The sequence below is a fragment of the Formosa haliotis genome, assembly GCF_001685485.1.
In the GTDB taxonomy this organism is placed as follows: domain Bacteria; phylum Bacteroidota; class Bacteroidia; order Flavobacteriales; family Flavobacteriaceae; genus Formosa; species Formosa haliotis.
Genome location: NZ_BDEL01000001.1, coordinates 1 through 25,770 on the forward strand (window position 1 = coordinate 1; position 25,770 = coordinate 25,770).

Below are 25,770 nucleotides of genomic sequence, written 5' to 3' on the forward strand. Positions count from 1 at the left end.
GTGGTGCCATAGGCGGATTTGTTACACGCTTATTTTAAGACCATCCCTTTCAAACCGACTTGTTAATGATTGGTTTACTGTCTATCCCGATTATCGTTCTTTTTGTTATGCATAAAACAGGACGATTAAATTAAATTTTTTTGTTCTGCTTTTAAAATGAAGATCTTTTCTGTTTTAGAGATTAAATGTTTCAGATATAAAAAGGTGTAGGTAAGAGTAATAATTTTCGGATAAATCCAGGCATAAGTTTTATAATGTGTTTACAGTATTCAATAATAGTCAATATTATAAATTGCATATATTTGTGGCTGCCAAATCATTGAGATTTAAGTATTCAATCAATTTCTATTTTTCAAATGTGTAACCTATTTCGTTCATTTTTTTTATTATGTCTTGCTATACTTCCCATGTGTACTTATGCACAAGAAGAAGAAAACCAAAAGTTGCTTTAGTATTAAGTGGAGGAGGCGCTTTAGGGATAGCACATATACCAACTCTTCAAAAATTAGACTCCTTAGGGATTGTTCCCGATTTAATTGTTGGAACCAGTATGGGGAGTATAGTTGGAGCCTTGTATTCTATAGGATATACAGGCGATCAAATAGCCGAAATTTCTCGTACAACAGATTGGAAGTCTTTATTTAGTGGAAAAGTTTCTATAAACAGTGTAAGTAACGAAGAGAAAAGTGAATTCGGACGATATAATATAGGTTTCGAGGTGGTCGATAAAAGCCAAAACCTGTGTTGGCCATATTAAACGATCAAAACTTAAGAGAGTTTTTTACAGTACTCACATTTCCGGTTTATAACCTTAATAATTTTGACGATTTTCCAATTCCGTTTAGAGCAATGGCTACCGATATTGTTAATGGAAAACAAGTGGTTCTAGATCACGGATCGTTGGTGACGGCCATGCGTGCCAGTATGTCTATTCCTGGGGTTTTTAAACCTGTAGACTATAAAAACACATTGCTTGTAGATGGAGGGGTTTTAAATAATTTTCCTGTAGATGTAGCAAAAGAGATGGGAGCCGATTTTAATTGGTAGTGAAGTGGGGGCGGACTCCAGCCCAAAGAAAAATTAGGGAATTTGAAACTTTATTGTTTCAAACTGGGATGTTATCTAGTAATGTCGTGGCAGAAGAACATAAAAAAGAGTGTAATATTTTATTAGATCATGTTCCGAACTTAACCTATACACCAGGCGATTTTGACAAGAGTAATATAATTTATGAAGAGGGTAAAAAAGCGGTTGAAGCTAACAATGATAAGTTTATTGAATTAGCCGAAAAGTTAAAACCGTTTAAGCAACTTAAGCCTAAAATGCCAGAGGTTCCTAAATATGTAGAGTTAGACACTATTGTTTATAAAGGTTTTAGTAAGAATAATTTACGATTAGTAACAACACGTTCGGGATTAGAACCGAAGAAAAAATATACCATAGAGGAGGCCAAGAATCATATAAACAGAATTTTAGGAACAAATTTATTTAATGCTATTTCTACAAATCCGATTATAAACGGAGATAAATTAGGTATGGAAATAGTTGGTGTAGAGAAGGCGAATAACCAAGTTAAATTAGCCGCTCATTTCGATAATTATAGAGGGGTTGGTTTATTATTAAATTACCCGGAAGAAATATTGTAGGATCCTCATCAGGTTTTTAGTGAATGCAGACATTGCGAGCAGCCTAAATTCAAGATACAATACCAAAGATATTTGGAGAAAAAGACTGGTGGTTTAGGTCAGAAATGTTTGGTCAAAACTAGATCAAGACGTTATTGTTAGGGGAGATCTGCCGACGGAAATGGATTATAGATATTTTCAATTGATAACGAAATTAATAGAATATACATACCCTAAAAAGTTACGCTGGTTTTGGTTTAGATTATCAGCATACTATCCTTAAACCCGATGCCGATCCAGAGATTGTTAGCAATGTGCTTAACTGGTAAACTATAGGTTTACAACCTTTGAGTTTATGGACAGTAGTTTATAACACTTTAAATGAAGTGTTTTACCCTACAAAGGAATGGATTTAGAGGTTAGATTAGGGCGTGCATTAACCAATAATGTTAGTGTAAATTATATAGACCATGATATTAATGAGAACGCAGAGGGCATGTAAATGGGTTTACGAATTGCGACTTAACTACGAATATGTAAAATCGTTTAAAGACTAAATTCACTTTAATTTAGGGTCCAATGTAGGATTTACCTTTTTAGATAATTTACAAGGAGACGTCTTTCTTATGAAGATATGGTTATGGTGCCAATTATTATCTAGGAGGTAATTTAAGACGGCCTAGAAAGATGACTTTGTGTTTTATGGATTATTAGAGGGATGAATTGCCTGTCAGTCAATTTATCAGCGGAAGATTAGCGCTGCAATATGAAGTTTTAAGTAAAATTTATATTACACCCATGCAGATCTAGCTTCGGTAGGTTTGGAGGATTTAACGATTATATTAAGGATGCCTTTACGCATCGGAGAGTGGCAAGATAATGTAGATACTAGTAGCCTAGTTCTTTTGGAACAAAATTATCGTACAATTCTTTAATAGGTCCAATAGATTTAGATTTACTTGGGTAATGGAACTAATAATTTCGTGTGTTTTTTGGTGTAGGAATCCCAATAGGAAGATAGTTTAAAAGTTTGGGTTTTTACCTATTTAAGCACTATTAACTTGAGTTAAGGAAGTTGTACTTACTTATCTTAAATCAATTTTTTATAACTTCCTTGCCTAATTCTTCATTAAGCATTTTTATTATTTTTCTTTCCCATAACTATTCTTCTCGTAAACACTAGAACTTAGTTGTACATAAGCGTTCGCGTTCTAAACTATAGCAGTAGTGTAGTTGTTACACCATTTCCCATGAGGGCGGCCCAGGCATCGCGCACATTCACTTGTCTAAACCACGTTCTAATTTATGGTTTCTACAAATTCTTTTAACACATCAGAAATGCTTAAATGGTCGTTGCTACGTTTGGCCATGATTATAAGTTTAAAGGGATATATCGTTTGTAAATATATACGTTTTGATGTTTGTTAACGACTTTTAAACGGTTAGAATTTAATTCTAATATAGTTTCTTTCCATTCCGCAAAGGAGTTTTGTACTGTATTTTTAAACTGTCGTTTTCTGTAATTAATTTAATGTTTTCCTTTTTAGTAACCGGGGTATAATTGTTATCGGCATCGGTTTTCATTTTTTGTCTGTAACCCAACAAACTGTCGTTAATCGAAAGTAATCTACCGTTTCATTTATTTTATAAACATGAGATGTGCCATCGGGAAGAATTACTTCCTCAATTTCCCAATACCCGTTTATATTCGAGGTGTCTATTTGTTGTGTATGCGAACAACTGCTTAAAAGGATAAGACTTAAAATTACAAAATATGTTTCATAAGACTAGATTTTAGGCTCCTATATTAAAATTTGATAGGTTTGATGTACTTGTTTAATAGCATTTTCGGTACGGTCGGCATGCGTGTCACTAATAAATAACTGACCGAAATTGGAGTCGTCTACTAGTTTTATAATTTGCCCTACGCGTTGTTCGTCCAATTTGTCAAATATATCATCTAATAATAAAATGGGATTTACGCCGCTTAATTCCTTTATAAAATCGAATTGAGCTAATTTTAAAGCGATTAAAAAGGACTTTTGTTGTCCCTGACTTCCAAATTTTTAATGGGATGGCCATCAATTTCAAATAGCAAATCGTCTTTATGTATCCCTGTAGAGGTGTATTGCACAGCTCGATCTTTTGCTAAATTTTGTTCTAAAAGCTGTTTTAATTCACCATCAAATAAATCGCTTTTATAATTTAAATCTACCGGTTCTTGGTTGTTACTAATTATTTTATGGCGTGCTTTAAAAATAGGAATAAAGGTTTCTAAGAAGGCTTTTCTTTTTTCGAAAATAGACGTTCCTAAAACGTTTAATTGTTCGTTGTAAACCTCCAGTGTATCTTTGTTAAAGGTGTGGTTTAAGGCAAAATATTTTAAGAGTGCATTACGCTGAGTAACCGTTTTGTTATAATTTATTAAATCGTTTAAATAGGTTTTATCACTTTGTGAAATAACACTATCCATAAATTTCCGACGTGTTTCACTACCTTCAATTATAAGATCGCGATCTGCTGGCGAAATAATTACCAAAGGAATAAATCCAATATGATCGCTAAATTTTTCGTAAGATTTTCCGTTACGTTTAATTACTTTTTTTTGCCCACTTTTTAAACTAACAATAATTTTTTCGGGATGCTCATGCTTTTCAAAATCACCATGAACAACGAAAAAATCTTCATTATGTCTAATATTTTGAGATGCAACAGGGTTAAAATAACTTTTTCCGAAGGATAAATGATAAATAGCGTCTAATATGTTGGTTTTTCCTACTCCATTTTGACCAACAAAACAATTAATTTTGTCATCGAACTCAAAAGATTCAGTTTCAAAATTTTTGTAATTTATTAGATATAAGGATTTTAGGATCATAAAAAAAATAATATAGTTTTATTTGTAGGACACTATCTGTAAGTCTCGCAAATTATTGAAAATAACAAATAAATAACCTTTTATTTCAGCAGAAAAATTTTATTTTTGCGCGGATTAATTAATAGAATATATGGCAACTTATAAAAAGAGAGGTTACAAACCTACCACAAAAGCAGAAATAGATAACGATATTGAGAATTTTGATAATGTTGAAGAAAACTCAACTACAGCAGAAGTTTTTAATACGTTAGACGAAACGGCTTCTAAAACAGAAGACTGGGTAGCTAGTAATCAAAAATATATTTTTGTAATTATAGGTGTAGTAGCAGCTTTAGTTCTTGGATATTTGGGGTACAACGAGTTTGTGGCACAACCAAAAGAGAGCGAAGCGATGAACGATATGTCTCAAGCTAAAATATATTTTAACGAGGCCGTTAACGGTACAGAAAAAGATTCTTTATATACTTTAGCATTAAATGGTGGTGAAGGTAAATACGGGATGTTAGATATTATTAATGAGCACGGTGGAACGCCTGCAGCTAACTTAGCTCAGTATTATGCTGGAATGGCGTATTTAAATTTAAAAGATTATAAAAAAGCCATCGATCATTTAAGCGATTTTAAAAGCGAAGATCAAGCTTTAGCACCTTTAGCAAAAGGCGCTATTGGAGATGCATTTGTACAGTTAAACCAATTAGATGATGCTTTAGATTATTACAGACAGGCTGCCGATATTCGTGAAAACGAATTTACCACGCCAATGTACTTGAACAAAGCAGGATTAATTTCTTTAGAATTAGGAAAGGCTAAAGATGCTCTTGGATATTTTGAAACCATTAAAAACGAATATCCGTCATCAACTGAAGCTGCTACTGTAGATGTATTTATTGGTAAAGCTCAAGTTTTAGCAAGCAAGTAATATGGCAACAGCAAATAAAAATTTATCTGATTACGATAAAACTACAATCCCAAACGCGAGCAACTTTCGGTTTGGGATTGTTGTTTCTGAATGGAATGATACCGTTACTGAAGGGCTTTTTGAAGGCGCATACAACACCCTATTAGAACAAGGTGTAGAGCCTAGTAATATTAAACGTTGGAATGTTCCTGGGAGTTTTGAATTGATTTACGGGAGTAAAAAAATGCAAGAACAGTTGGTTGATGCAGTAATTGCAATTGGCTGTGTTATTCAAGGTGAAACTAAGCATTTCGATTTGTTTGCGAAGGTGTAACACAAGGAATAAAAGACTTAAACGTAATACACGATGTTCCGGTTATTTTCTGTGTTTTAACCGATAATAATATGCAACAGTCTATAGATCGTTCAGGCGGAATCCACGGAAATAAAGGTACGGAAGCTGCCATAGCAGCTATTAAAATGGCCGATTTACGTAGTAATGCTTAAACAGATTTAAATTACTTTATATACTTAAAACTCTCAACCTTGGTTGGGAGTTTTTTAGTTTATAGCAGCGAGTATTCCAGAAAGAAAATCGTTGAAACTAAATATAGGGTCTTCTATCAGCCCAAAGCGCACTATAACCACATCTTTAGATGGGATTATGCTTACTTGCTGCCCTTGATACCCATTGCAAGAAAATAAATCTTTGGGAACATCTGGATAGCGTCCACCAGCATTTAACCAAAATTGAGCACCGTAAATCCCGTCCGATGTGTTTGTTGGTGTTTTTGTGTAATCTACCCAGTCTTTAGTTAAAATTTGCTCGCCGTTCCAATTACCGTTGTGTAAATAGAGTAGTCCAAATTTACTCCAATCTCTGGCTGTAGCCCAACCGTAAGACGACCCTACAAAATGACCTTTCAAATCGGTTTCTATGGTCATAGAATGCATTCCTATTTTATCTATTAATTCGGTATACCAAAAATCTAAATAATCTTGATCGGTTTTAAATTGATCTCGAATAAATCCTGAAATTAGGTTCGTGGTTCCAGACGAGTAGTTCCAGCTATTATTTGGTATGCCTTCTAGATTCTTTTCTCGAGGAATCTTTGGCATATCTGCTCTTAGAAATAACATTTTTGTGACATCGGAAATGTTATTATAATCTTCTTCCCAAGCCAAACCGCTATTCATTTGCAACAAATTGTTTAATGTAATATCTGCACGTTTATCACCTTCCCAAGATTCAAATAAATGCGATTGATTTCGGTTTACACGTCCTTGTTTTTCTAACACTCCAACAATTGCACTTGTTATACTTTTGGTCATAGACCAACCTAAAATTTTGGTGTCCTTATTGAAGTCTTTCGAATATTTTTCGGCAATAATATGATCTTTATAAACCACTAAAACAGCACGAGACCCTTTTATTCTGTCGTTACCAGAATCGAAAGCATCTGTGACAGCTTGGTTTAAAACGTCATAATTTATATTTGAAAAAATAGTGTCCTTTTGTGGTAAATCGCCATACGGAAAAGCTAGTGGTTTTGGTGTTATATCCCGGTTTGGTTTTACAGTTAAAGCAGCCGGATCTGCCCCTTCAGGAATTAAAATACAGCCCAATCCAGGTTTGAAAACGGCGGTCCTCGCTTTAAGTCCGAAGACCGTAGAAGTTACCGATTTGTTTTCAAAATCTATTTTGTTTGTAGCTAAATCGATAGGAGAAAAATCGTTGTCTTGAGCCTCGATAGATGCTAAACTTCTATCGGCTAAAAAGGTACAAGAGCATACACTTTTAGACGCAAATCCTGTTATAAAATTTAACTTCGGATAATTTAAATATATAGCAACGGTTAAAAGTACAACTAATAAAAGACCGAATAATTTTAGGAATTTTCTCATGAATTCTAATTTGAATAGGAAAGCAATTTAAAAGATTTATTGGGTTTGTCTTCATCATTAAAAAAATATTCCCGAATTTTTTAATTTAAATAGAAGTAACTTAAGTTACAGTTGAACGATTAACTTCGGCATATATTTGTCTCGACTTACAGAGCTAGAGGGTTTTGCTAAGTTTTAATTAATTAAATATTATTTATGGAAATTATTTATCAACCTTGGTCATGGTTTGTTTCTGGCTTTCTAATTGCACTTTTTATGTTTTTATTGCTGCTTTTAGGAAAACGTTTTGGCATGTCTTCTAACTTACGTGCTTTTTGTAGTATGTGTGGCGGCGGTAAAGTCAGTTCGTTTTTAATTACGATTGGAAAAAAGACAGTTGGAATTTATTTATTGTGGTGGGTACCATTTTAGGAGGGTATCTAGCCGCGCATTATTTGTCTCATGGAGCCATGCCACATATTAATGAATCTACTCAATTAGCGCTTCAGGATTTAAATATATCTTCTGAAAATGCCTATTTACCAAACGAATTATTTTCTATAGCAGCCTTGTCTAATGTAAAAACATGGGCCATTTTAATTGTAGGTGGTTTTTTAATTGGGTTTGGAGCTCGTTATGCAGGAGGTTGTACTTCTGGTCATGCGATTTCAGGCTTAAGTAATTTGCAATTACCATCTTTAATTGCGGTAATAGGTTTCTTTATTGGTGGTTTGTTTATGGTTCACGTGTTATTCCCTTTAATATTTTAAGAAGATGAAAAAAATTATATATATATTATTAGGATTGATTTTTGGTGTGGTGATGTACAAATCTGAAGCGGCATCTTGGTTTCGTATTTACGAGATGTTTCGATTTGAATCGTTTCATATGTACGGGATTATAGGAACGGCTTTAGTGTTTGGAATTATTTTTATACAACTTATAAAACGTTTCCATATAAAGACTTTTGATGGACAAGCCATAACTATTGAAGATAAAGATAAATCGGTTTACAGATACTTGTTTGGTGGCATCATTTTCGGATTAGGTTGGGCATTGGCAGGAGCTTGCCCGGGACCAATATTTGTGCTAATAGGAGCAGGTTTTTTACCGGTGTTAATTGTCTTGATATCGGCGGTTTTAGGGACTTTTGTATACGGACTTTTAAGAGATAAATTACCACATTAAAAAAGTTGTGTAACAATTTTATAAGTTTATCGTCTTATAAGTATCAATCAAAATCAAAACAATCATGAGACAAGATAAACAGCTTTTAGTCATTACACATTTAAGTCAGTTAGTTACCTTAATTACTGGATTTGGAAGTTTATTAATTCCGTTAATTTTATGGGTTACACAAAAAGAACGCGTTTTTGGTATGGATGAAGAAGGGAAGAAGATTATAAACTTTCAAATAAGCTTAATTGTTTACTGTATTATATGTGTGCCATTAATTTTAGTGTTTGGTTTAGGACTTTTAGGCTTTCTTGTTTTAGGACTTGTAAGCGTAATTTTTCCTGTTATTAATGCTATAAAAGTAAGTAATGGTGAAACACCACGATATCCTTTATCTTTCAATTTTATTAGTTAAAAATTTAGTAGATAAAATGGAAAGAGGTTGTCTAAAAAGGCAGCCTCTTTTTTTGGTTTAGATTTTATCAAAAGTTCAGTTTTTCGTATTTTAAAAGTATGAAAAGCAACATTGTATGGAAGACCAATAGTCAGACACAATTGAGTCTTCTTCCTCCGAGTTATGATGATTTTGTTCCAGAACATCACCCTGTGCGTATTGTAAATAGTATTTTAAATCAGATAGACATTCGTTCTATAGAAAACACCTATAAAGGAGGTGGTACTTCTAGCTATCACCCAAGAGATTTACTCAAAATTTTAATCTACGCCTATCTTCGTAATTTATATTCTTCTCGCAAAATAGAACAAGCCTTGGGAGAAAACGTTCATTTTATGTGGCTTAGTGGTTGTATCCAACCCGATCATAATACCATCAGTAATTTTCGTTCAGGAAAACTCAAAGGGAATTTTAAAAAGATATTTAATCAAGTTGTTATTCTCCTTGCTAAGGAAGGTTACTTGAGTTTAAAAGATATTTATGTTGATGGCACCAAAATAGAAGCCAATGCTAATCGCTATACTTTTGTATGGGGCAAAAGCATTAAAACCTCACGCTCACGTATTGAAAAACAACTCAAAGAACTATGGCGTTATGTAGAGACGGTATATGCAGAAGAAGAACAAAAGCCTAACGAGCCAGATAATTTTAAAGCGATAAATCCTGAGCAAGTCTCCCAAACCATAGATAAAATTAATCAAGCACTCCAAGGAAAAGAGATTGATAAAAAAGTGAAGCAAAAGCTTAACTATGCCAAAAAGAACTGGCCTGGGAATATAGCAAAATATAATACCTACCAGCAGCACATGGGGAGTCGCAACTCAATGAGCAAGACAGATCCTGATGCTACTTTTATGAAAATGAAAGAAGACCATATGCTAAATGGACAGCTCAAACCAGGATATAATTTGCAAGCATCTACCAACAATCAGTTTATTACCAATTACACCCTTGCACAAACTACGGCAGATACCACCACACTTATAGAGCATACAGAAGATTTTATTAAGGGATATGGCAAAGCTCCACAAGCCTTAACAGCAGATGCAGGTTATGGTAGTGATGAAAATTACACCTATCTGGAAGATCAGAATATCGAAGCTTTTGTTAAGTACAATTACTTCCATAAAGAACAGTTAGATGAGAAACGAGGTAAGACTAAAAATCCATTTGCAGCAGATAAACTTTTTTATAACCATAATACAGATACGTATTACTGTCCTATGGGACAACCTATGGAAAATATTGGTAGCTACATAAGACAAACAGCTACAGGATATGAACAAAAAATCGATAGATATCAGGCTAAGAATTGCTTCGGATGCCAGCTCCGGAGTCTCTGTCATCAATCAAAATACAACCGCATTATAGAGAGGAATCACAAATTGGTTAGACTCAAAGCAAAAGCCAAACAAAAATTATTAAGCCCAGAAGGAGTTGCTCATAGAAAACAGCGTTGCTGGGATGTTGAAGCTGTTTTTGGTAATATTAAACACAATATGAACTTCAAAAGGTTTATGTTAAGAGGACTTGATAAAGTAATTACCGAAATAGGACTTATTGCAATGGCACATAACCTTAAAAAAGTGAGTTTAGCCATATAAAATCACAGTGCCTATTTTTAACTAGACTCGAATTACTAAGTAAAAAAGAAAATCCTGATTAAACCCAAAATGTTCAAAAAATAAAAGGTCGCCTAATTGGTTTTTAGACGACCTCTTTTTTTGGACTAATTCAATATTAAACTAAGCTATTACAGCTTCAAATTCTGTTGGTATTTCAAATAATTCTGTTTTTAAATCTTCAAGAAAAGCATCTATTTGCTTAAACGTTATTCCAGGAATACAAATAATGTGTGCGATATCATCTTGCGATGCTAACTGATATTTTTTACAAATACGTTCGCTAGGTTTAGGTAAAACAACAGTTAATCCTTCGTTATTTCTCCAGGCCTTAATACCTAACCCGTTTAATTTATGTTCGGTGTAGGCTGCAATTTCTTGAGAGGCTTTAACACGATCTTTTAATCCTTCATGTCCGTGCTTTTGGATGAAATCCCAAATAAATAGAGGGGTTAATCCGTTTCTAGAACCTGTAATAGTAGTATCCATAGTGCCAACATACGACACCGAATTTGCAATTCTATCTCTGTGCTTACGCTTTACTAATACGGCACCGCATGGAATAGGACTTCCCATAAATTTATGTCCAGAAATAGCTATACTGTCTATTCCTTCGGCAAAATCAAATTTAGGTTTCGGATCGATATAAGGAGCAATTGTTCCTAAAAAAGCAGCATCGCAATGAATGAAATAATCTTTAATGGCATATTTTTTAATGATGCGTTTAATTTCCGATATTTTATCTACAGCTTCCGTCATGGTTGTACCAATGTTCAAAAAGAAAATGGCTGGTTTATCACGACGTAAGGCTACGGTTTGCTCTAAATCTTCATAATCCATTTCGCCATTGTCTTGAGATCGGATTACGATGTTAGGAATATTTAATAAATGTAAATTCTTTTTTACACTATAGTGTGTGCTTTCGCTATAATACACCATAGCATTTGGGAAACTCTCTCGTGCTAAATATAAGGCGTATAAATTACCTTCTGTACCACCATTTGTAACATACCCCCAAACATCTTTCATGCTACTCGATAACATTTCTGCAAAGAATGCGATGCATTGACGTTCGATATCTTTAGTATCGATAGCGAATGTAGAAGGACTTTCAGGATCTCCAACATTATTAATGCAGATATCTAAAAATGGGGCATAATCGCTATAAGAAAAATCTTTAGCTACAGGATAGCCTAAAAATGATTCAGAATTTGCTTTAATTCTGTCGTAAACTGCTTTTATTTCTGTTGTGTTCATGTCTTAAATATTTCTTCTGCAAAGATATTATTTAATTGATTTATTTTGTATTTTTTGAAATGTTTGAAAAATTATACTTTTAAATTGTATTTATAAAGAATATATTACTTTTGTTGAAGTTATATATTAATGTTTTAGAAATTCTTACCAATATGAAGTTAGATACCATCGATTTTAAGCTGATTGAAGCCCTGCAAAAAGATAGTAAACAGAGTATAAAACAACTTGCCGAAGGAGTGAGCTTGTCTATAACTCCCGTTCACGAACGCATTAAAAAGTTGGAGGCATCGGGCATAATTAATGGTTATACTGCCGTGGTAGATTATAGTAAATTAGGGAAAACTTTGGCCGTGTATTGCCAAGTAACCTTAACCACACACCAAGATGAACCTTTTCGGAATTTTGAAGCTTATATTAATACTTTAGAAGATGTTGTGGAGGCGAATTATATTGCAGGAACCTACGACGTGCTATTAAAAATTCTATTGAAAGATATGAACGAATATCAAGAGTTTATTTTAAAGCGAATCTCTAAAATGAGTATAGTGTCGAATATTCAAAGTTCGTTTGTGATAAAGAACATAAAGGACGGAAAAAATAAAGTCATGTAAATTCCATTTGGTTATGGAGTCTACATGACTTTTTATATCGTGATATGAGTTATATCTAACTATTTAGCATAACCGGCATAACAAGCATAGTAACTTGTTCGCCTTCATCTAAACCATCGATAGGGGTTAAAATTCCAGCACGATTAGGTAAACTCATTTCAAGTTGAACGTCGTCTGAATTTAAGTTGTTTAGCATTTCGGTTAAAAAGCGAGAGTTGAATCCGATTTGCATATCGTCACCCTGATAGTCACATGTTAAACGCTCTTCAGCCTTGTTGCTGTAATCTATATCTTCTGCAGAAATATTTAATTCTGCACCTGCAATTTTTAAACGGATTTGGTGTGTGGTTTTGTTCGAGAAAATACTAACACGTTTTACAGAGCTTAAAAACTGGTTTCTAGCAATGGTAAGTTTATTTGGATTCTCTTTAGGAATTACAGCCTCGTAATTAGGATACTTTCCATCAATTAAACGACAAATTAATTCTACATTATCAAATGTGAATTTTGCGTTAGAATCGTTGTATTCTACAATAACATCATCTTCACTTCCCGCTAAAATTCCTTTTAATAAATTTAAAGGTTTTTTTGGCATAATGAATTCGGCAACTTCTGTGGCAGAAACATCGGCTCGTGTATATTTTACTAGTTTATGAGCATCTGTAGCAACAAAGGTTAGGCCTTCTGTAGAGAATTGAAAAAATACCCCACTCATTACCGGACGTAAATCATCGTTTCCAGCCGCAAATATAGTTTTGCTAATAGCAGTGGCTAAAATATCGCCTACAATAGTGGTTGTACTTGGATTGTCTAAAGATACAGCTTTAGGAAATTCATTTCCGTTAGCATAGGCCAAGGCATATTTACCGTGATTAGAACTAATTTCTATGGTGTTATTATCTTCAATAATAAACGTTAAGGGTTGTTCTGGAAAAGTTTTTAAAGTATCTAAAAGTAAACGCGCCGGAATAGCCACACTACCATCACTATCGCTTTCAACTTCAAGCTTTGCAGACATGGTTGTTTCTAAATCGCTAGCCGAAACTGTAAGTTCAGAATGGCTCAGTTCAAAAAGAAAATTGTCTAAAATAGGTAAAGTGTTCGAACTATTAATTACGCCTCCTAGAACTTGTAATTGCTTTAATAAATAGGTGCTTGATACTATAAATTTCATCTGTATCTAAAGAGTTTATTTTAATAATTACAAATATATCTTTAAAAGCATTAAATAAGAAACAAACTTATTAACATTTAGGCGCCATACTTCTTCTTTCTGATGTAATTAAATACAAATCCGAAACCAGCCAATAAGGCCAAAGGTATCAATGTATTAAGGAGTTGCCAGCTTAATTTAGACGTCGCGATTTTTTCTTGATCAAGAAAAGGAACGGTAATTTCTTTAGACCGAATGTTTATAAGTCCGTTATCCTCTAAGAGGTAATTTACAGAATTTAATAAGAATTCTTTATTTCCGAAAAGCTGCCCCGTCCATCGATCGAATCCTAATTCTTGCGGAACATTCTTGATAACATCATTTTTAATGAGATCGCCATCTGCAATAACAATCATTTTAGTAGCTGTACTTAGCTCTTTATTAGAAGCCATTTTAAAGGGTTTAATTCGGTTTTTATAAGCCGAAGTAAATTCGCCTTCAATTAAAACTGCAAGCGGCTGACTCCCTTTGTTGAATGATTTAGGGTCGGGTTCTTGGGTTACCACATCTAAACTAATCTCTTTGGGTGCGCCTTCAAGCTTTGTCAGTTTAGCACTTTCCAAAAGAATGGTCTTTTTAAGATTGTTTTTTAAGGTATCTATCGGACTAGCAAAATCGAATTTAATAATATTTACATTGTTTACGATGGGATGCGTGTTACTTGTATTTACTAGAGGTGAATAGGGCCAACGTACATTTTGAAATTGAGAATTACTACCTTCTCCCATGGCCAAAGTAATGGGGGCCGAGTACGGAGTACTTATTAAAAAAGGGTTAACACGAACACCGTATTTAAAGAATAAATCGGTAAGGTTTAAATCTCTAGGCAAAGCAATAGCGCGTCCAGAGGCATTGTATAGACTGTCTTTTTCCATAGCAACAGCATCTATGAGCCAAAGGCTTTTTCCGCCATTCATGGTATATTGATCTAGCACTAATTTTTCTTCTTCAGTAAAGGCTTCGGTAGGTTTTGCGGCTATAATTAAATCGTAAGCATTTAATTTATTAAGCGTTTGCTCTGGTTTATTCGCTACACTATCTAAAGTAAAAGGCGCAATAAAATAGTAATCGCGAAGGGTTGTTAAAAAGTCGGCGAGGTATTGATCTTCTAGCTCTCCATTCCCTTTTAAAATGGCAATTTTTTTACTTTTTCCGTATACTAACTTACTAATACCATCTGCAAAGGCGTATTCTAAATGCTGAACAGAATTAGTAACAAGTTCCTGTTGTGAAGCTCCTAATTTGTTTTTAACTAACGGAATTTTTACCGTAACATCGTTGTAGCTAGCCAAGGCCCAAGGAAAAATAATTTCTTGGCTGCTTTTACCTTGCTCCTGAACGGTAAGTTGCATTGGTGTTAAGCCACGATTGTTTAATTGTTGAATAACTAAATCTCGATTGGTTTCGTCTTCTAGCGGATTTATAAAATTGAATTTAATATTGCTGTTTTGTGCATAAAATTCTTCTAAAAGTTGCTTCGTTTCCGATTGAAGTCTTCTAAATTCTGAAGGAAACCCTTCGCCTTCTAAAAATACATCTATAAGTATGGGAGAATTCGCATCTGCCACTATTTGTTTTGTGGCTTCACTTAAGGTGTAGCGTTGGTCTTGTGTTAAATCGAAACGCTTATACACGGTGTTTCCAATAAAATTCAACGCGATAAGCCCCAAGACTAATACTAGTATATATTTAAGATTTTTACTCATTAAATTGTTGTTCTAATTGATAGTGTTCTATGCCTTTTGCAACATTATTCTCGAAAGTAATTTTAATACATTCTTGAGTTTTATTGAATGCTCCAGGTTTGATTCCTAAATTATAATTCCAAAAATTTGTATCGTTAGCTTTTATAGCATCGTTCCAGCTAAACCATTCCGGTTTGCCCAGTAGAGTCGTTATTTCCGATTTGCTTTTTCCTAAAAGGAGTTTAGAATGTTCTAAATCGTAAGCCATTTCGTAGCGATATGCCGGTGTTTTTTTCCAGGCTTTCGCTTCAAAATGTTTTTCATGATGATAATCGCTAAAGATATTTATTAACGGATAAAGCACATAAAAATAAAGAACCGGTGTAAGTACAATACTAATTATAAGGGACACCCAAATGCGCTTGTCTATGGTTCTTGCAAACAAAAAAACAAGGACAAAAAGCAAACTAATTATGATAATAAAAGGCACTGTGAATATCATGCTTACTTATTATTAATATTGAATTGGGTTAAGGCGATAAATAATGTTGAAACACTTAAAAAATAAACGATATCCCGTGTGTCTAAAACGCCACGACTCATACTTTTAAAATGAAAACTCATACCCAAAGTATCTATAAAATTACTCGATAAAGCATCTGCAATGCCTTCAAAACCAATATAAAAAAAGAAACATAAAAATACGGCAATTATAAAAGTTACGATTTGATTGTCTGAAAGGGTAGAGGCAAATACCCCCATTGCGGTGTAAGCGGCTACTAAAAATAGTAAACCAAAATAAGATCCTAAAGTACTTCCTAAATCTAAGTTACCTTCAGGGCTTCCTAGTTTATAAACTGTAAATACATATAATAAAGTGGGTAATAAGGCAATAAGAATAAGTATAAAGGCTCCAAAATATTTTCCTAAAACAATTTGTAATCGGGTTACCGGTTTTGTTAACAATAACTCTAAAGTACCTTGTTTTTTTTCGTCAGCAAAGCTACGCATGGTCACTGCGGGAATTAAGAACATTAAAATCCAAGGTGCTAAAAGGAAAAATGAAGACAGGTCTGCAAAACCATTATCTAAAATGTTGAAGTCTCCTTTAAAAAACCATAAAAATAATCCGTTTAACAATAAAAATAAGGCAATAACCAAGTAGCCAATAGGTGAGGCGAAAAATGAATTAATTTCTTTTTTAATATGGCAAACATTCTTTTTTTGTTATAATTTGAAGTTGTTTTGTGCGTTATTTTACGGTAAACTTACCATTTTATCTACACTCCAAGCTTCAGGTTTATGGTTAAATAATTGTTTTGTTTTAGACCAAAGATCCTTAAATAAATCAGATTGTCTATAGTGTTCTAAATGCTGTTCTTCGTCCCAATAACTATAGGTGAAAAATATAGAGTCGTTTTGTTTGTCGCGATACAATTCTAAAAAGTTACAGCCTTCAAAATTTCTAATCAGTTCTTTTTTTGAATCGAACAAACTTAAAAATTCATCAACTTTAGAAGGCTCAAAACTCATTTTTACTATACGTACAAACATACCACTAGTCTTTTAAAAAGTTAACGGTTATCGTGTCCATTAAGGTTAATCCCATTAATGTAGATGCGCCTCCCACTGTCGTGGTGTTACTTTTGTAAATCGCAATTTCTAAATAATTAGAAGAGTTAAAAACCACTAAACCTTTTCCTTCTGCTTGGCGGTCGGAAACAGGTTTTGAAAAATCGACCACATCGCTATATTTATTATATATGGTATTAAACGAATGATTTCTAGCAGAAATTTTATAAGTACGTCCTTTTTGAATATTCTCGAAAAACTTTCGTTTAATATTGGTAATCACATTCCCGTAATTATCAATATAAATGATGCTCCCTATAATTTGATTTTGATCGTCGTTAATATAAGGTCTTAAATTTTGAATCGGTTTTATATGCTCTATAGTTTTTCCAATAACATCAAGCGTCCCGCCACGAGCAATATGGCAAGCCACTTTTACAAACACATCTAGTACTGGAAAACTCGTTTGAATTTTATTGTGAATATTAATTTCGACAATTTTTTCCGGATTAATTTCGGCACAAATCATACTCATTATTCCGTTGTTCGCACAAATAAAATAATGGCCATCTAACAGTACGGCTATATGTGTGTTTTCCGGATTAATTTCGGCATCAATGCCTATAATATGTATGGAACCTTTTGGGAAACTTGTGTATGCATTTTGAATGATATATGCCGCTTCAGAGATGCTAAATGGAGACACAGAATGCGAGATATCAACAATTCTAACATCTGGTAATTCACTATAGATAGCGCCTTTAATTGCCCCAGCGAAGTGGTCTTTTTCACCAAAATCTGTTGTTAAAGTTATTATAGCCATACGTGAATTGTTGATATGTTTTTCACATATCTGAAATAAATTTCATTAAGTTTGTTAGAAGCACAAAACTAATAAAACTTAACTGATATATTTAATTAAATCTACCTGCTTTTGAACGAAATAATTATAGAACTTGAAGAGATAACTCCTAAGGAGTTTTTTGGAGCACAAAACGTAAATATTGAACTACTTAAAAAATATTTTCCCAAATTAAAAATTGTTGCTCGCGGAAATAAAATTAAAGCCTATGGCGAAGAAGATCTCTTAGAAGAGTTCGACAGGCGATTAACCATGTTGCTAAATCACTTCGGAAAATATAATAAGCTAGACGAAAATACGATTGAGCGCGTGCTAACTAGTCAGAGTAGCGACGATTATACCACTTCTAAGCAAAGTGGCGAAGTTATTGTTCATGGGGTAAACGGAAAGTTGATTCGCGCCCAAACGGCCAACCAAAGAAAATTGGTTGAAAGTATGAGGAAAAACGATATGGTTTTTGCCATTGGTCCGGCAGGTACGGGTAAAACTTATACTGGGGTTGCTTTAGCGGTACAGGCTTTGAAAAACAAAGAAGTTAAACGTATTATTTTAACGCGACCAGCTGTAGAAGCTGGAGAAAATTTAGGGTTTTTGCCAGGTGATTTAAAGGAAAAATTAGATCCGTATATGCAACCACTTTACGATGCCTTACGGGATATGATTGCTCCTGAAAAATTAGCTTTGTATATAGAAAACGGAACCATTCAAATAGCTCCTTTGGCCTTTATGCGTGGTCGTACTCTTGATAATGCTTTTGTTATTTTAGATGAAGGTCAAAACACAACACATGCCCAAATGAAGATGTTTTTAACACGTATGGGTAAAAATGCTAAATTCTTACTTACGGGAGACCCTGGTCAAGTAGATTTACCAAGACGTACTACATCTGGATTAAAGGAAGCCTTGTTAATATTAAGAAATGTAGAGGGAGTTGGCATGATTTATTTAGACGATAAAGATGTTATTCGCCATAAATTGGTTAAAAAGGTGATAGAAGCTTATAAAAGTATAGAAAATCAAGAGTAGATATAGTTTGATTTTTTAGATATAATACACATGAGGTTTTATAATCTCATGTGTTTTTTATAGCTTTTAAAAGCTATAAAAAAATTTAGTTTTTCGAGATCGATTTTCTGTCTTTAATAACCTACTAAGAAAACCCAGCGATTATTATTAGGGCAGCAATTATACTCGTTATATTTTCATGTTCTTTTTCAATAATAAGGCAAGAAACAACAATCCATAAACAGACAGAAGAAACGATCTTTATAATTAAGAAGCGAGAAAGGTTTTTTATTTAAATAGAATTTCTGTTGAATGTTTATAATCCTAGTAAACCAGCTTTAAAATGGTCCCAATCAGAAAGTATTAGTGTTGTTAAAATAAATGAGATAAGCATGATCACTATACTGTAAACCTCTTTTCTTGTTAATTCTCTTTTCATATTATAAGTTAGTTATTTACCCTTCGTATGGATTTCATCGGCAAAAACTTAAATCTAAAGAAATACCTGCCTGAATAGAATTTAAAAGTAAGAAATTTTTCTAATCAATCTAGTTATACTTATTGTTTTTAGAATTCCATTACTTAAAATGTCTTTTTATTTGTTTTAAAAAAGTGAAATGAAGTATCTTTAGCGCAGCCAAACTAAGAATATGAAATAATGCCAATACGGTATTAGAAAATTAACCTTTATGAAAACTCCCAGTGTTTCATGCGTAGCTTTTATGCTGCTAACCCTCTTTTTGCTAGTAAGTTGTGTTGATGGAACTAAAAAAGAAAGTGAATCAGAATTTGTTCACCCTCAAGTGTTAAGAGAAAAGCCAAGCCGATCACCATCGAAAGGAATTGGCCCTATAAAAGAAATTGAATTAGCAGATTCTCTAGACCCAGAAAAGGTTAAAAAAGGCAAATTGCTTTTCCAAATGAAATGTGCTTCCTGTCATAAATTAACCGATCAACGTCTTGTGGGCCCAGGTTGGGAAGGTATAACCAATACTAGACAACCAGAGTGGATCATGAATATGATTACCAATACCGAAGAAATGCTGGAAAAAGATAGATTAGCAAAAATTCAACTTGAAGAATGTGTTACACGCATGCCTAATCAAAATGTTACCATTGAAGAGGCAAGATCTATTCTTGAGTTTATGAGACAAAACGATTTAGATCAAGTCAATAAAAAAGATGGTGCACTTCAAGAAAAATAATTTAAAGGAAGGTTGACGGTTTAAATGGAATTAAAAGCACAATATAATGCCATGTATTATGAAGCTATTCTGCAAATAAAACAAGATGCCTATGTTGTTGATGATCTTTTGCACTCCCAACACGATAAGCGTTTAGGAATTACGTTATTAATCCGACCACCGGAAGCTGTAAAGCAACAAATTCAAAAATTTTTATCAGAAATAAAAGCAGTAGATGCCAATCAATATTATTACCCAAATTCCGATATTCATATTACCGTACTGTCAATAATATCGTGTTATAACGGATTTCAATTAGATCAGATTTCTGTAGAAGATTATATCCAAGTTATTGAAACAAGCCTGAAGGATATGCCTGCATTTCGTATTCAATTTAAAGGTATTACAGCATCGCCTTCTTGTGTAATGATTCAAGGGTTTTTAGAAACAGATACCCTTAACCTAATTCGAGATCGCCTCAGATTTCATTTTAAAAACACTGCTCTAGAGCAGTCTATAGATATTCGGTATGCCGTACAAACGGCTCACTCAACTGTAGTGCGTTTTACGAATACCTTGCAACACAAAAATGAATTTTTAAATGTTATAGAAGCGTATAGACATTTTGATTTTGGTAGTTTTAAAGTACAGGGTTTAGAACTCGTGTATAACGATTGGTATCAGCGGGAAGACCGTGTAAAATGTTTGCACCGGTTTAATTTGGAATAAAAATATTTTCTCAATTTAAATATCCAATAAAGCATTTTGTGAATTATTGTTTACTTTTACCCTTTATTTATATTACTAATTAAAGCATCATCATGTTGTAAAGATGCAATTTTTCAAACCATGACAATTACAGATACTAATTTCAATTTTCCAGGACAACAAAGTGTTTATAAAGGAAAAGTTAGAGCCGTTTATACAATTAATGACGATTTATTGGTAATGATTGCCACAGATCGATTAAGTGCCTTCGATGTTGTAATGCCAAAAGGAATTCCTTATAAAGGTCAGATTTTAAATCAGATTGCTACAAAATTTATGGCGCAAACAGAAGATTTGGTTCCAAATTGGTTGATTGCTACGCCAGACCCTAATGTTGCAGTTGGTCATTTATGCGAGCCTTTTAAAGTAGAAATGGTAATTCGTGGTTATATGTCTGGACATGCAGCACGAGAATACAAAGCTGGTAAACGATTACTTTGTGGTGTGGCCATGCCAGAAGGGATGAAAGAAAACGATAAGTTTCCAGAGCCCATAATTACACCTGCAACGAAAGCCGAAATGGGAGACCATGACGAGGATATTTCTAGGGAAGATATTATTAAAAAGGGAATTGTTTCTGAAGAAGATTATCTAATTCTTGAAGATTATACGCGAAAATTATTTGCTCGTGGAACTGAAATTGCAGCAGAACGAGGATTGATTTTAGTCGATACAAAATATGAATTTGGTAAAACGAAAGATGGAAAAATAGTATTGATTGATGAGATCCACACCCCGGATTCTTCTCGATATTTTTATAAAGACGGTTACCAAGAGCGTCAAGAAAAAGGAGAGCCACAAAAGCAATTATCTAAAGAATTTGTTCGTCAGTGGTTAATATCTCATGGATTTCAAGGTTTAGAAGGCCAAGAATTACCAGTTATGAGCGATGAATATATTGACACGGTTAGTGAGCGCTATATAGAATTATATGAAAATATTATGGGCGAACCATTTGTAAAGGCAGATGTTTCAAACATTGAAGACCGTATTAAAACAAATGTAGAAGCGTATTTAGCGTCTGTTTAATCGCGATTTAATACCAGTATTTCCTATAAAATTTAAAGCCTTTCTAGTAGCATCATACAGGAAGGCTTTTGTTTTTTCTTCAAGCAGTACAATAACACACACGCTAATCATAAAAAACAGAGCACCAATTATTGCCGTCCACGGTTCTAAAGCCTTATTGTAATAGGCGTAGAGCCCGATACCGGTAAAACTGCCATACAGTATTATAAAATGTACCACATAAATAGAAAGGGTGTTGTTTCCTATTTTTGAAATTACCTTGTGTTTTAAATAGGATTCTAAAGCATAAAACACGCCAAAGGTTATACCTACTGCTCCTAATCTAGAAAATAAGTAATTGTAATCTGCAGCCCGTTGTAAGAGCTGAATGTTCGTGATTTCACTAAGCATGCTTAGGGTAGGCGATGATAAAAATTGAAGAAAAAAGCCTCCTATTAAAAACGAACCAATCGCAATTTGTTTAAAATTGGTTTTAGCTTGGTATTTAAAAAAATGTTACCTAAAACAGCACCGTACGCGACATAACCAAACCAAGGAAAAATTGTAAATACAGATCCGTTTTCTTTAGTGAGATAGTTTACAAATACATCTGGAATTTGAGGTAATGTTAAATTTCTATATAGCGGTTCCGATATAAATATAAGCGTTCCTACTACAGTCAAAACTATAGATAATAAAGTGGTTTTTGATTTTAAAACGTAAAATAATCCGGTTAAAAGTAAAAGGGAGACACCTATAATTTGAAGCACATCTATAATTAAAAAGTAACTATTAAAATGCCCGTTTAACCAATGAAAAAATGGAATTCTTAAGGCATAGCCTATTACAATTAAGGAGAGACCTCGTTTTAAACTTTTGTGTATTCTAAACGATGCTTTACCTTTTGCTTGGGCGGTTTGTAAAATATACATGATCACCAAGCCCGTTATTGTAAAAAATAAAGGGGCAGTATTTCCTCTTAGTTCAGACCAAATATTAAACGCAGTATACGCCGTAGATTTATAAACAGGGTTCAGTAAACCATCAATAAAATGCCCTTGAAGCATCATTAAAATAGCAAAGGCCCTTACGGCATCTAGAAAGTATAATCTATTGTTTTTCAAAAGAGATGTAATAAAACAGGTGTAAAAGTACAACAATTTTATATTTCTTATTTCTAGACCATAAATTTTACAGGAGTTAGGTGGTGTGAAAAAGAAATTAATCGATTTGATTAAAAAGGATAGGGTTTTGAATATATACGCTAAAGGTTTAATATTGAAATGGAATATATTTAACCCGTTGTATAGCTTATGAAACTATTAGATCATTTTATTTCTGAATTTGCCTCCTTTGTATGGGGATTACCCTTATTAATACTATTAATAGGAGGTGGATTATATCTGTTGATTTATTCAAGATTTCTACCATTTCGCTTCTTATGGCATGCCATTCAAGTTTTACGAGGAACCTACGACAACCCCAACGATCCGGGAGAAATCTCACATTTTCAAGCCCTCACAACAGCGCTTTCAGCTACAGTAGGAATGGGGAATATTGCAGGTGTAGCCGTAGCTATAGCCATTGGCGGACCAGGAGCTGTATTTTGGATGTGGGTGAGTGCCATTATTGGGATGGCCACTAAATTTTTCACCTCGGCATTAGCGATTATGTACCGTGGGAAAGATAGTGAAGGTAAATTACAAGGAGGGCCCATGTATTTTATAACAGAAGGTTTGGGTAAAACCTGGAAACCACTAGCAGTAATGTTTAGTGTTTGCGGTTTGGTTGGTGCTTTACCCATTTTTAATGTAAATCAATTAACACAGGCTATAAACGATATTTTGTTGGTGCCCAACCATGTTGAGGTTAGTTTAACCTCTAACCTTATTATAGGTCTGGTTTTAGTCTCGATTACAAGCCTGGTAATTTTAGGCGGCTTAGATAGAATTAGTAAAACAGCATCAAAATTGGTTCCCGCTATGGTTGGACTATATTTTGTATTGGTTTTGTTTATTCTCGCTGTTAATATAGAAGAAGTGCCTAAATATTTCGGAATGATTTTTTCAAATGCATTTACAGCACAAAATTTTAAAGGCGATACCTTTTTGGGAGGCGCTTTAGGAGGTTTAATTCTATTAGGAATTCGTAGAGCTGCATTTTCTAACGAAGCAGGAATTGGAACGGCCCCTATGGCTCATGGCGCTGCAAAAACAGCCGAGCCTATTCGTGAAGGTTTAGTAGCTATGTTAGGTCCAGCTATAGATACTTTATTAGTTTGTACTCTTACCGCGCTGGCCATTTTAGTTACTGGAGTATGGCAAACCTCTGATGCGAATGGCGTGAGTTTAACGGCAACGGCTTTTGGACATGCCATGCCAGTCTTGGGAAAGTATTTATTGCTGATTTGTATTTTTGTGTTTAGCATATCGTCTCTATTTTCTTATTCTTATTACGGTACAAAATGTATGTCCTTTCTTTTTGGGGCAGACAAAAAACACCTTTATAATTACATCTATATAGCAAGTATTATTTTAGGAGCGACCACTTCCTTAAGTATGATGATAAATTTAATTGACGGTTTTTTCGCGTTAATGGCAATTCCTACCATGGTGTCTACCTTAATTATGGCACCTCGAGTAATGGCACGGGTTAAAACATATTTTTTAACACTAAAGAATAATAACGTATGAAATTTCCAAAGGCATTTATTTGGGGTACTGCAACCTCGGCTTATCAAATAGAAGGGGCTTGGAATACCGATGGGCGTGGACCATCAATTTGGGATGCCTTTTGTCACGAACCAAATAATGTTTATAATAATCATACTGGGAATATAGCGTGCGACCATTATAATAAGATGAAACAAGATGTCGCCTTAATGAAAACGATGGGATTAAAAGCCTATCGGTTTTCTATTTCGTGGTCTCGAATTTTTCCTCAAGGACAGGGAGAAATAAATGAAAAAGGAGTGCAGTTTTATTCAGAATTAATTGATGAACTCATACAGAACGATATTGAACCTTGGGTAACTTTATATCATTGGGATTTACCATTAGCCATACACAACGAATTAAATGGTTGGTTAAATAAAGAGGTCACAGATTTGTTTGTTAAGTATGCTAAACTGTGTTTTGAGCGTTTTGGAAACCGGGTAAAACATTGGATTACATTTAATGAACCTTGGGTTGTTTCTATTTTGGGTTACGGACAAGGGGTTTTTGCGCCCGGAAAAATATCTAATTCAGAACCTTATTTGGTAGGGCACCACTTGCTAATTGCCCATGCAAAAACAGTAAAATTATATCGCAATCTGTTTCAAAAATCTCAACAAGGAAAAATAGGAATTACAAATAATTGCGATTGGCGAGAGCCTTTAACTAATAAAAAAGAAGATAAAGAAGCTGCTCAACGTGCTTTAGAATTTTTCTTGTCCTGGTTCGCCGATCCCGTCTATTTTGGAAGCTATCCGCAATCTATGGTAGATAGGCTGGGAGCTAGGCTACCTGAATTTACCATTGAAGAACGCAAGATGCTTAGAGGAAGCTCAGATTTTTTTGGGTTAAATCATTATACAACCATGTTAGCTTCAGAGGCTAAAGATTTGGAACAAATTTCGGTGTACGGAAATGGTGGTTTATCTGAAGATCAAAATGTGAATTTAACTTTAGATCCGAGTTGGGAACTTACAGCCATGAAATGGGCCGTTGTGCCATGGGGTTGTAGAAAACTTCTAGAATGGATTTCTAATCGTTACGATTTTCCAGACATCATTATTACAGAAAATGGTTGTGCTTACGATGATGTTTTAGAAAATGGCGAAGTTCACGATATAAAACGTATTGCTTTTTTTAAGAATTATCTAGAAGAATGTGCAATTGCAATAAATAATGGCGTGCAATTAAAAGGATATTTCTGTTGGTCTTTATTAGATAATTTTGAATGGGCTTCTGGCTATAGTAAACGCTTTGGTATACACTATGTGAATTTTGAAACTTTAGAGCGTACACCAAAAGCATCTTCAAAATGGCTTAAATTATTTCTAGAATCGCAGCCTTAACACGACTT

The 25,770-nt window shown here is 33.9% G+C and carries 24 protein-coding genes and 3 pseudogenes; 16 read left to right on the forward strand and 11 right to left on the reverse strand.

Going from position 1 to position 25,770, the window contains the following annotated elements; genetic code table 11:
• Positions 1-388: 388 nt before the first annotated feature.
• The 3 genes from A9D35_RS00005 to A9D35_RS00015 all read left to right on the forward strand — a co-directional run bounded on the left by A9D35_RS00005 (position 389) and on the right by A9D35_RS00015 (position 1,646).
• A complete protein-coding gene (locus A9D35_RS00005; protein WP_066217528.1) occupies positions 389-757 on the forward strand; it encodes a patatin-like phospholipase family protein in 369 nt (122 codons plus the stop codon).
• Positions 742-1,047: a patatin-like phospholipase family protein gene (locus A9D35_RS00010; protein ID WP_141675445.1), complete on the forward strand. Its 306-nt coding sequence runs from the start codon at positions 742-744 to the stop codon at positions 1,045-1,047. The genes A9D35_RS00005 and A9D35_RS00010 overlap by 16 nt, the downstream gene beginning before the upstream one ends.
• A gap of 68 nt (positions 1,048-1,115) precedes the next feature.
• Positions 1,116-1,646: a hypothetical protein gene (locus tag A9D35_RS00015; protein ID WP_066217534.1), complete on the forward strand. Its 531-nt coding sequence runs from the start codon at positions 1,116-1,118 to the stop codon at positions 1,644-1,646.
• Positions 1,647-3,427: 1,781 nt separating this feature from the next.
• On the opposite strand, the pseudogene recF reads toward A9D35_RS00015, so the two are convergent.
• Positions 3,428-4,503: pseudogene (gene recF, locus A9D35_RS00020) on the reverse strand (DNA replication/repair protein RecF).
• A 130-nt stretch (positions 4,504-4,633) separates the two neighbouring features.
• On the opposite strand from recF, the gene A9D35_RS00025 reads away from it, so the two are divergent.
• Both A9D35_RS00025 and ribH read left to right on the forward strand, forming a co-directional pair.
• Positions 4,634-5,422, forward strand: a complete 789-nt coding sequence (locus tag A9D35_RS00025) for a tetratricopeptide repeat protein (protein WP_066217535.1) — start codon at positions 4,634-4,636, stop codon at positions 5,420-5,422.
• A gap of 1 nt (position 5,423) precedes the next feature.
• Positions 5,424-5,908: pseudogene (ribH, locus tag A9D35_RS00030) on the forward strand (6,7-dimethyl-8-ribityllumazine synthase).
• Between the two features lie 54 nt (positions 5,909-5,962).
• On the opposite strand, the gene A9D35_RS00035 reads toward ribH, so the two are convergent.
• On the reverse strand, positions 5,963-7,306 hold the full coding sequence (locus A9D35_RS00035) for a serine hydrolase domain-containing protein (protein WP_066217537.1): 1,344 nt from the start codon (positions 7,304-7,306) through the stop codon (positions 5,963-5,965).
• A 195-nt stretch (positions 7,307-7,501) separates the two neighbouring features.
• Between A9D35_RS00035 and A9D35_RS00040 the strand changes: the two are divergent.
• From A9D35_RS00040 to A9D35_RS00055, 4 genes and pseudogenes are all read left to right on the forward strand, one after another.
• Positions 7,502-8,055 (forward strand): annotated as a pseudogene (locus A9D35_RS00040) (YeeE/YedE family protein).
• A 4-nt stretch (positions 8,056-8,059) separates the two neighbouring features.
• Positions 8,060-8,473, forward strand: a complete 414-nt coding sequence (locus A9D35_RS00045) for a YeeE/YedE family protein (RefSeq protein ID WP_066217539.1) — start codon at positions 8,060-8,062, stop codon at positions 8,471-8,473.
• 64 nt (positions 8,474-8,537) lie between these two features.
• Entirely contained in the window at positions 8,538-8,876 is a 339-nt protein-coding gene (locus tag A9D35_RS00050) for a DUF4870 domain-containing protein (RefSeq protein ID WP_066217542.1), read from the forward strand.
• A 98-nt stretch (positions 8,877-8,974) separates the two neighbouring features.
• On the forward strand, positions 8,975-10,519 hold the full coding sequence (locus tag A9D35_RS00055) for an IS1182 family transposase (protein ID WP_066217549.1): 1,545 nt from the start codon (positions 8,975-8,977) through the stop codon (positions 10,517-10,519).
• Positions 10,520-10,660: 141 nt separating this feature from the next.
• Here A9D35_RS00055 and A9D35_RS00060 read toward each other — a convergent pair whose 3' ends face one another.
• A complete protein-coding gene (locus A9D35_RS00060; protein WP_066217552.1) occupies positions 10,661-11,794 on the reverse strand; it encodes a histidine decarboxylase in 1,134 nt (377 codons plus the stop codon).
• Positions 11,795-11,946: 152 nt separating this feature from the next.
• Between A9D35_RS00060 and A9D35_RS00065 the strand changes: the two genes are divergently transcribed.
• Positions 11,947-12,405, forward strand: coding sequence for an Lrp/AsnC family transcriptional regulator (locus A9D35_RS00065; protein WP_066225648.1), 459 nt, complete (start codon positions 11,947-11,949; stop codon positions 12,403-12,405).
• A gap of 55 nt (positions 12,406-12,460) precedes the next feature.
• Here A9D35_RS00065 and dnaN read toward each other — a convergent pair whose 3' ends face one another.
• From dnaN to A9D35_RS00095, 6 genes are all read right to left on the reverse strand, one after another.
• Positions 12,461-13,579: a DNA polymerase III subunit beta gene (gene dnaN / locus A9D35_RS00070; protein ID WP_066217556.1), complete on the reverse strand. Its 1,119-nt coding sequence runs from the start codon at positions 13,577-13,579 to the stop codon at positions 12,461-12,463.
• 77 nt (positions 13,580-13,656) lie between these two features.
• Positions 13,657-15,324 (reverse strand): gliding motility-associated ABC transporter substrate-binding protein GldG, encoded by a 1,668-nt coding sequence (gene gldG / locus A9D35_RS00075; RefSeq protein ID WP_066217558.1) that lies wholly within the window; start codon positions 15,322-15,324, stop codon positions 13,657-13,659.
• Positions 15,317-15,805: a hypothetical protein gene (locus A9D35_RS00080; protein ID WP_066217563.1), complete on the reverse strand. Its 489-nt coding sequence runs from the start codon at positions 15,803-15,805 to the stop codon at positions 15,317-15,319. Before A9D35_RS00080 ends, gldG begins: the two co-directional genes overlap by 8 nt.
• A 2-nt stretch (positions 15,806-15,807) precedes the next feature.
• Positions 15,808-16,509, reverse strand: coding sequence for a gliding motility-associated ABC transporter permease subunit GldF (gene gldF, locus A9D35_RS00085; protein WP_066217566.1), 702 nt, complete (start codon positions 16,507-16,509; stop codon positions 15,808-15,810).
• A gap of 51 nt (positions 16,510-16,560) precedes the next feature.
• Positions 16,561-16,857 carry a putative quinol monooxygenase gene (locus A9D35_RS00090; RefSeq protein ID WP_066217571.1) on the reverse strand — a complete coding sequence of 99 codons (297 nt, stop codon included), beginning with the start codon at positions 16,855-16,857 and terminating at the stop codon, positions 16,561-16,563.
• Positions 16,858-16,861: 4 nt separating this feature from the next.
• Positions 16,862-17,698 (reverse strand): SAM hydrolase/SAM-dependent halogenase family protein, encoded by an 837-nt coding sequence (locus A9D35_RS00095; protein WP_066217573.1) that lies wholly within the window; start codon positions 17,696-17,698, stop codon positions 16,862-16,864.
• 111 nt (positions 17,699-17,809) lie between these two features.
• Here A9D35_RS00095 and A9D35_RS00100 point away from each other — a divergent pair, with 111 nt between their 5' ends.
• From A9D35_RS00100 to A9D35_RS00115, 4 genes are all read left to right on the forward strand, one after another.
• The gene (locus A9D35_RS00100; RefSeq protein WP_066217576.1) at positions 17,810-18,763 is read left to right on the forward strand and encodes a PhoH family protein; all 954 of its coding nucleotides are present in this window, start codon (positions 17,810-17,812) and stop codon (positions 18,761-18,763) included.
• Positions 18,764-19,431: 668 nt separating this feature from the next.
• Positions 19,432-19,947: a c-type cytochrome gene (locus A9D35_RS00105; protein WP_066217579.1), complete on the forward strand. Its 516-nt coding sequence runs from the start codon at positions 19,432-19,434 to the stop codon at positions 19,945-19,947.
• Positions 19,948-19,971: 24 nt separating this feature from the next.
• Positions 19,972-20,655 (forward strand): 2'-5' RNA ligase family protein, encoded by a 684-nt coding sequence (locus tag A9D35_RS00110; RefSeq protein WP_066217580.1) that lies wholly within the window; start codon positions 19,972-19,974, stop codon positions 20,653-20,655.
• Between the two features lie 120 nt (positions 20,656-20,775).
• A complete protein-coding gene (locus tag A9D35_RS00115) occupies positions 20,776-21,723 on the forward strand; it encodes a phosphoribosylaminoimidazolesuccinocarboxamide synthase (RefSeq protein WP_066217582.1) in 948 nt (315 codons plus the stop codon).
• On the opposite strand, the gene A9D35_RS18995 is transcribed toward A9D35_RS00115, so the two are convergent.
• Together A9D35_RS18995 and A9D35_RS19000 are read right to left on the reverse strand one after the other, a co-directional pair.
• Positions 21,709-22,179 (reverse strand): hypothetical protein, encoded by a 471-nt coding sequence (locus tag A9D35_RS18995; RefSeq protein ID WP_369692192.1) that lies wholly within the window; start codon positions 22,177-22,179, stop codon positions 21,709-21,711. The two genes, A9D35_RS00115 and A9D35_RS18995, sit on opposite strands and share 15 nt — an antisense overlap.
• Positions 22,158-22,826, reverse strand: a complete 669-nt coding sequence (locus tag A9D35_RS19000) for a heparan-alpha-glucosaminide N-acetyltransferase domain-containing protein (protein WP_235817821.1) — start codon at positions 22,824-22,826, stop codon at positions 22,158-22,160. Before A9D35_RS19000 ends, A9D35_RS18995 begins: the two co-directional genes overlap by 22 nt.
• A gap of 189 nt (positions 22,827-23,015) precedes the next feature.
• On the opposite strand from A9D35_RS19000, the gene A9D35_RS00125 reads away from it, so the two are divergent.
• Together A9D35_RS00125 and A9D35_RS00130 are read left to right on the forward strand one after the other, a co-directional pair.
• Positions 23,016-24,395, forward strand: coding sequence for an alanine/glycine:cation symporter family protein (locus tag A9D35_RS00125; protein ID WP_066217585.1), 1,380 nt, complete (start codon positions 23,016-23,018; stop codon positions 24,393-24,395).
• The gene (locus A9D35_RS00130; RefSeq protein WP_066217588.1) at positions 24,392-25,762 is read left to right on the forward strand and encodes a GH1 family beta-glucosidase; all 1,371 of its coding nucleotides are present in this window, start codon (positions 24,392-24,394) and stop codon (positions 25,760-25,762) included. Before A9D35_RS00125 ends, A9D35_RS00130 begins: the two co-directional genes overlap by 4 nt.
• The last annotated feature ends 8 nt before the right edge of the window (positions 25,763-25,770 follow it).

Bases quoted from the DNA above. Each gene is read 5' to 3' on its own strand.
- A9D35_RS00025 (WP_066217535.1), top strand. From the start codon at position 4,634: ATGGCAACTTATAAAAAGAGAGGTTACAAACCTACCACAAAAGCAGAA.
- A9D35_RS00065 (WP_066225648.1), top strand. From the start codon at position 11,947: ATGAAGTTAGATACCATCGATTTTAAGCTGATTGAAGCCCTGCAAAAA.
- A9D35_RS00035 (WP_066217537.1), bottom strand. From the start codon at position 7,306: ATGAGAAAATTCCTAAAATTATTCGGTCTTTTATTAGTTGTACTTTTA.
- gldG (WP_066217558.1), bottom strand. From the start codon at position 15,324: ATGAGTAAAAATCTTAAATATATACTAGTATTAGTCTTGGGGCTTATC.
- A9D35_RS00055 (WP_066217549.1), top strand. From the start codon at position 8,975: ATGAAAAGCAACATTGTATGGAAGACCAATAGTCAGACACAATTGAGT.
- dnaN (WP_066217556.1), bottom strand. From the start codon at position 13,579: ATGAAATTTATAGTATCAAGCACCTATTTATTAAAGCAATTACAAGTT.
- A9D35_RS00105 (WP_066217579.1), top strand. From the start codon at position 19,432: ATGAAAACTCCCAGTGTTTCATGCGTAGCTTTTATGCTGCTAACCCTC.
- A9D35_RS00095 (WP_066217573.1), bottom strand. From the start codon at position 17,698: ATGGCTATAATAACTTTAACAACAGATTTTGGTGAAAAAGACCACTTC.
- A9D35_RS00045 (WP_066217539.1), top strand. From the start codon at position 8,060: ATGAAAAAAATTATATATATATTATTAGGATTGATTTTTGGTGTGGTG.
- A9D35_RS00015 (WP_066217534.1), top strand. From the start codon at position 1,116: ATGTTATCTAGTAATGTCGTGGCAGAAGAACATAAAAAAGAGTGTAAT.
- A9D35_RS00050 (WP_066217542.1), top strand. From the start codon at position 8,538: ATGAGACAAGATAAACAGCTTTTAGTCATTACACATTTAAGTCAGTTA.
- A9D35_RS00005 (WP_066217528.1), top strand. From the start codon at position 389: ATGTCTTGCTATACTTCCCATGTGTACTTATGCACAAGAAGAAGAAAA.
- A9D35_RS00080 (WP_066217563.1), bottom strand. From the start codon at position 15,805: ATGATATTCACAGTGCCTTTTATTATCATAATTAGTTTGCTTTTTGTC.
- A9D35_RS00130 (WP_066217588.1), top strand. From the start codon at position 24,392: ATGAAATTTCCAAAGGCATTTATTTGGGGTACTGCAACCTCGGCTTAT.
- A9D35_RS00115 (WP_066217582.1), top strand. From the start codon at position 20,776: ATGACAATTACAGATACTAATTTCAATTTTCCAGGACAACAAAGTGTT.
- A9D35_RS00090 (WP_066217571.1), bottom strand. From the start codon at position 16,857: ATGTTTGTACGTATAGTAAAAATGAGTTTTGAGCCTTCTAAAGTTGAT.
- A9D35_RS00110 (WP_066217580.1), top strand. From the start codon at position 19,972: ATGGAATTAAAAGCACAATATAATGCCATGTATTATGAAGCTATTCTG.
- A9D35_RS00060 (WP_066217552.1), bottom strand. From the start codon at position 11,794: ATGAACACAACAGAAATAAAAGCAGTTTACGACAGAATTAAAGCAAAT.
- A9D35_RS00125 (WP_066217585.1), top strand. From the start codon at position 23,016: ATGAAACTATTAGATCATTTTATTTCTGAATTTGCCTCCTTTGTATGG.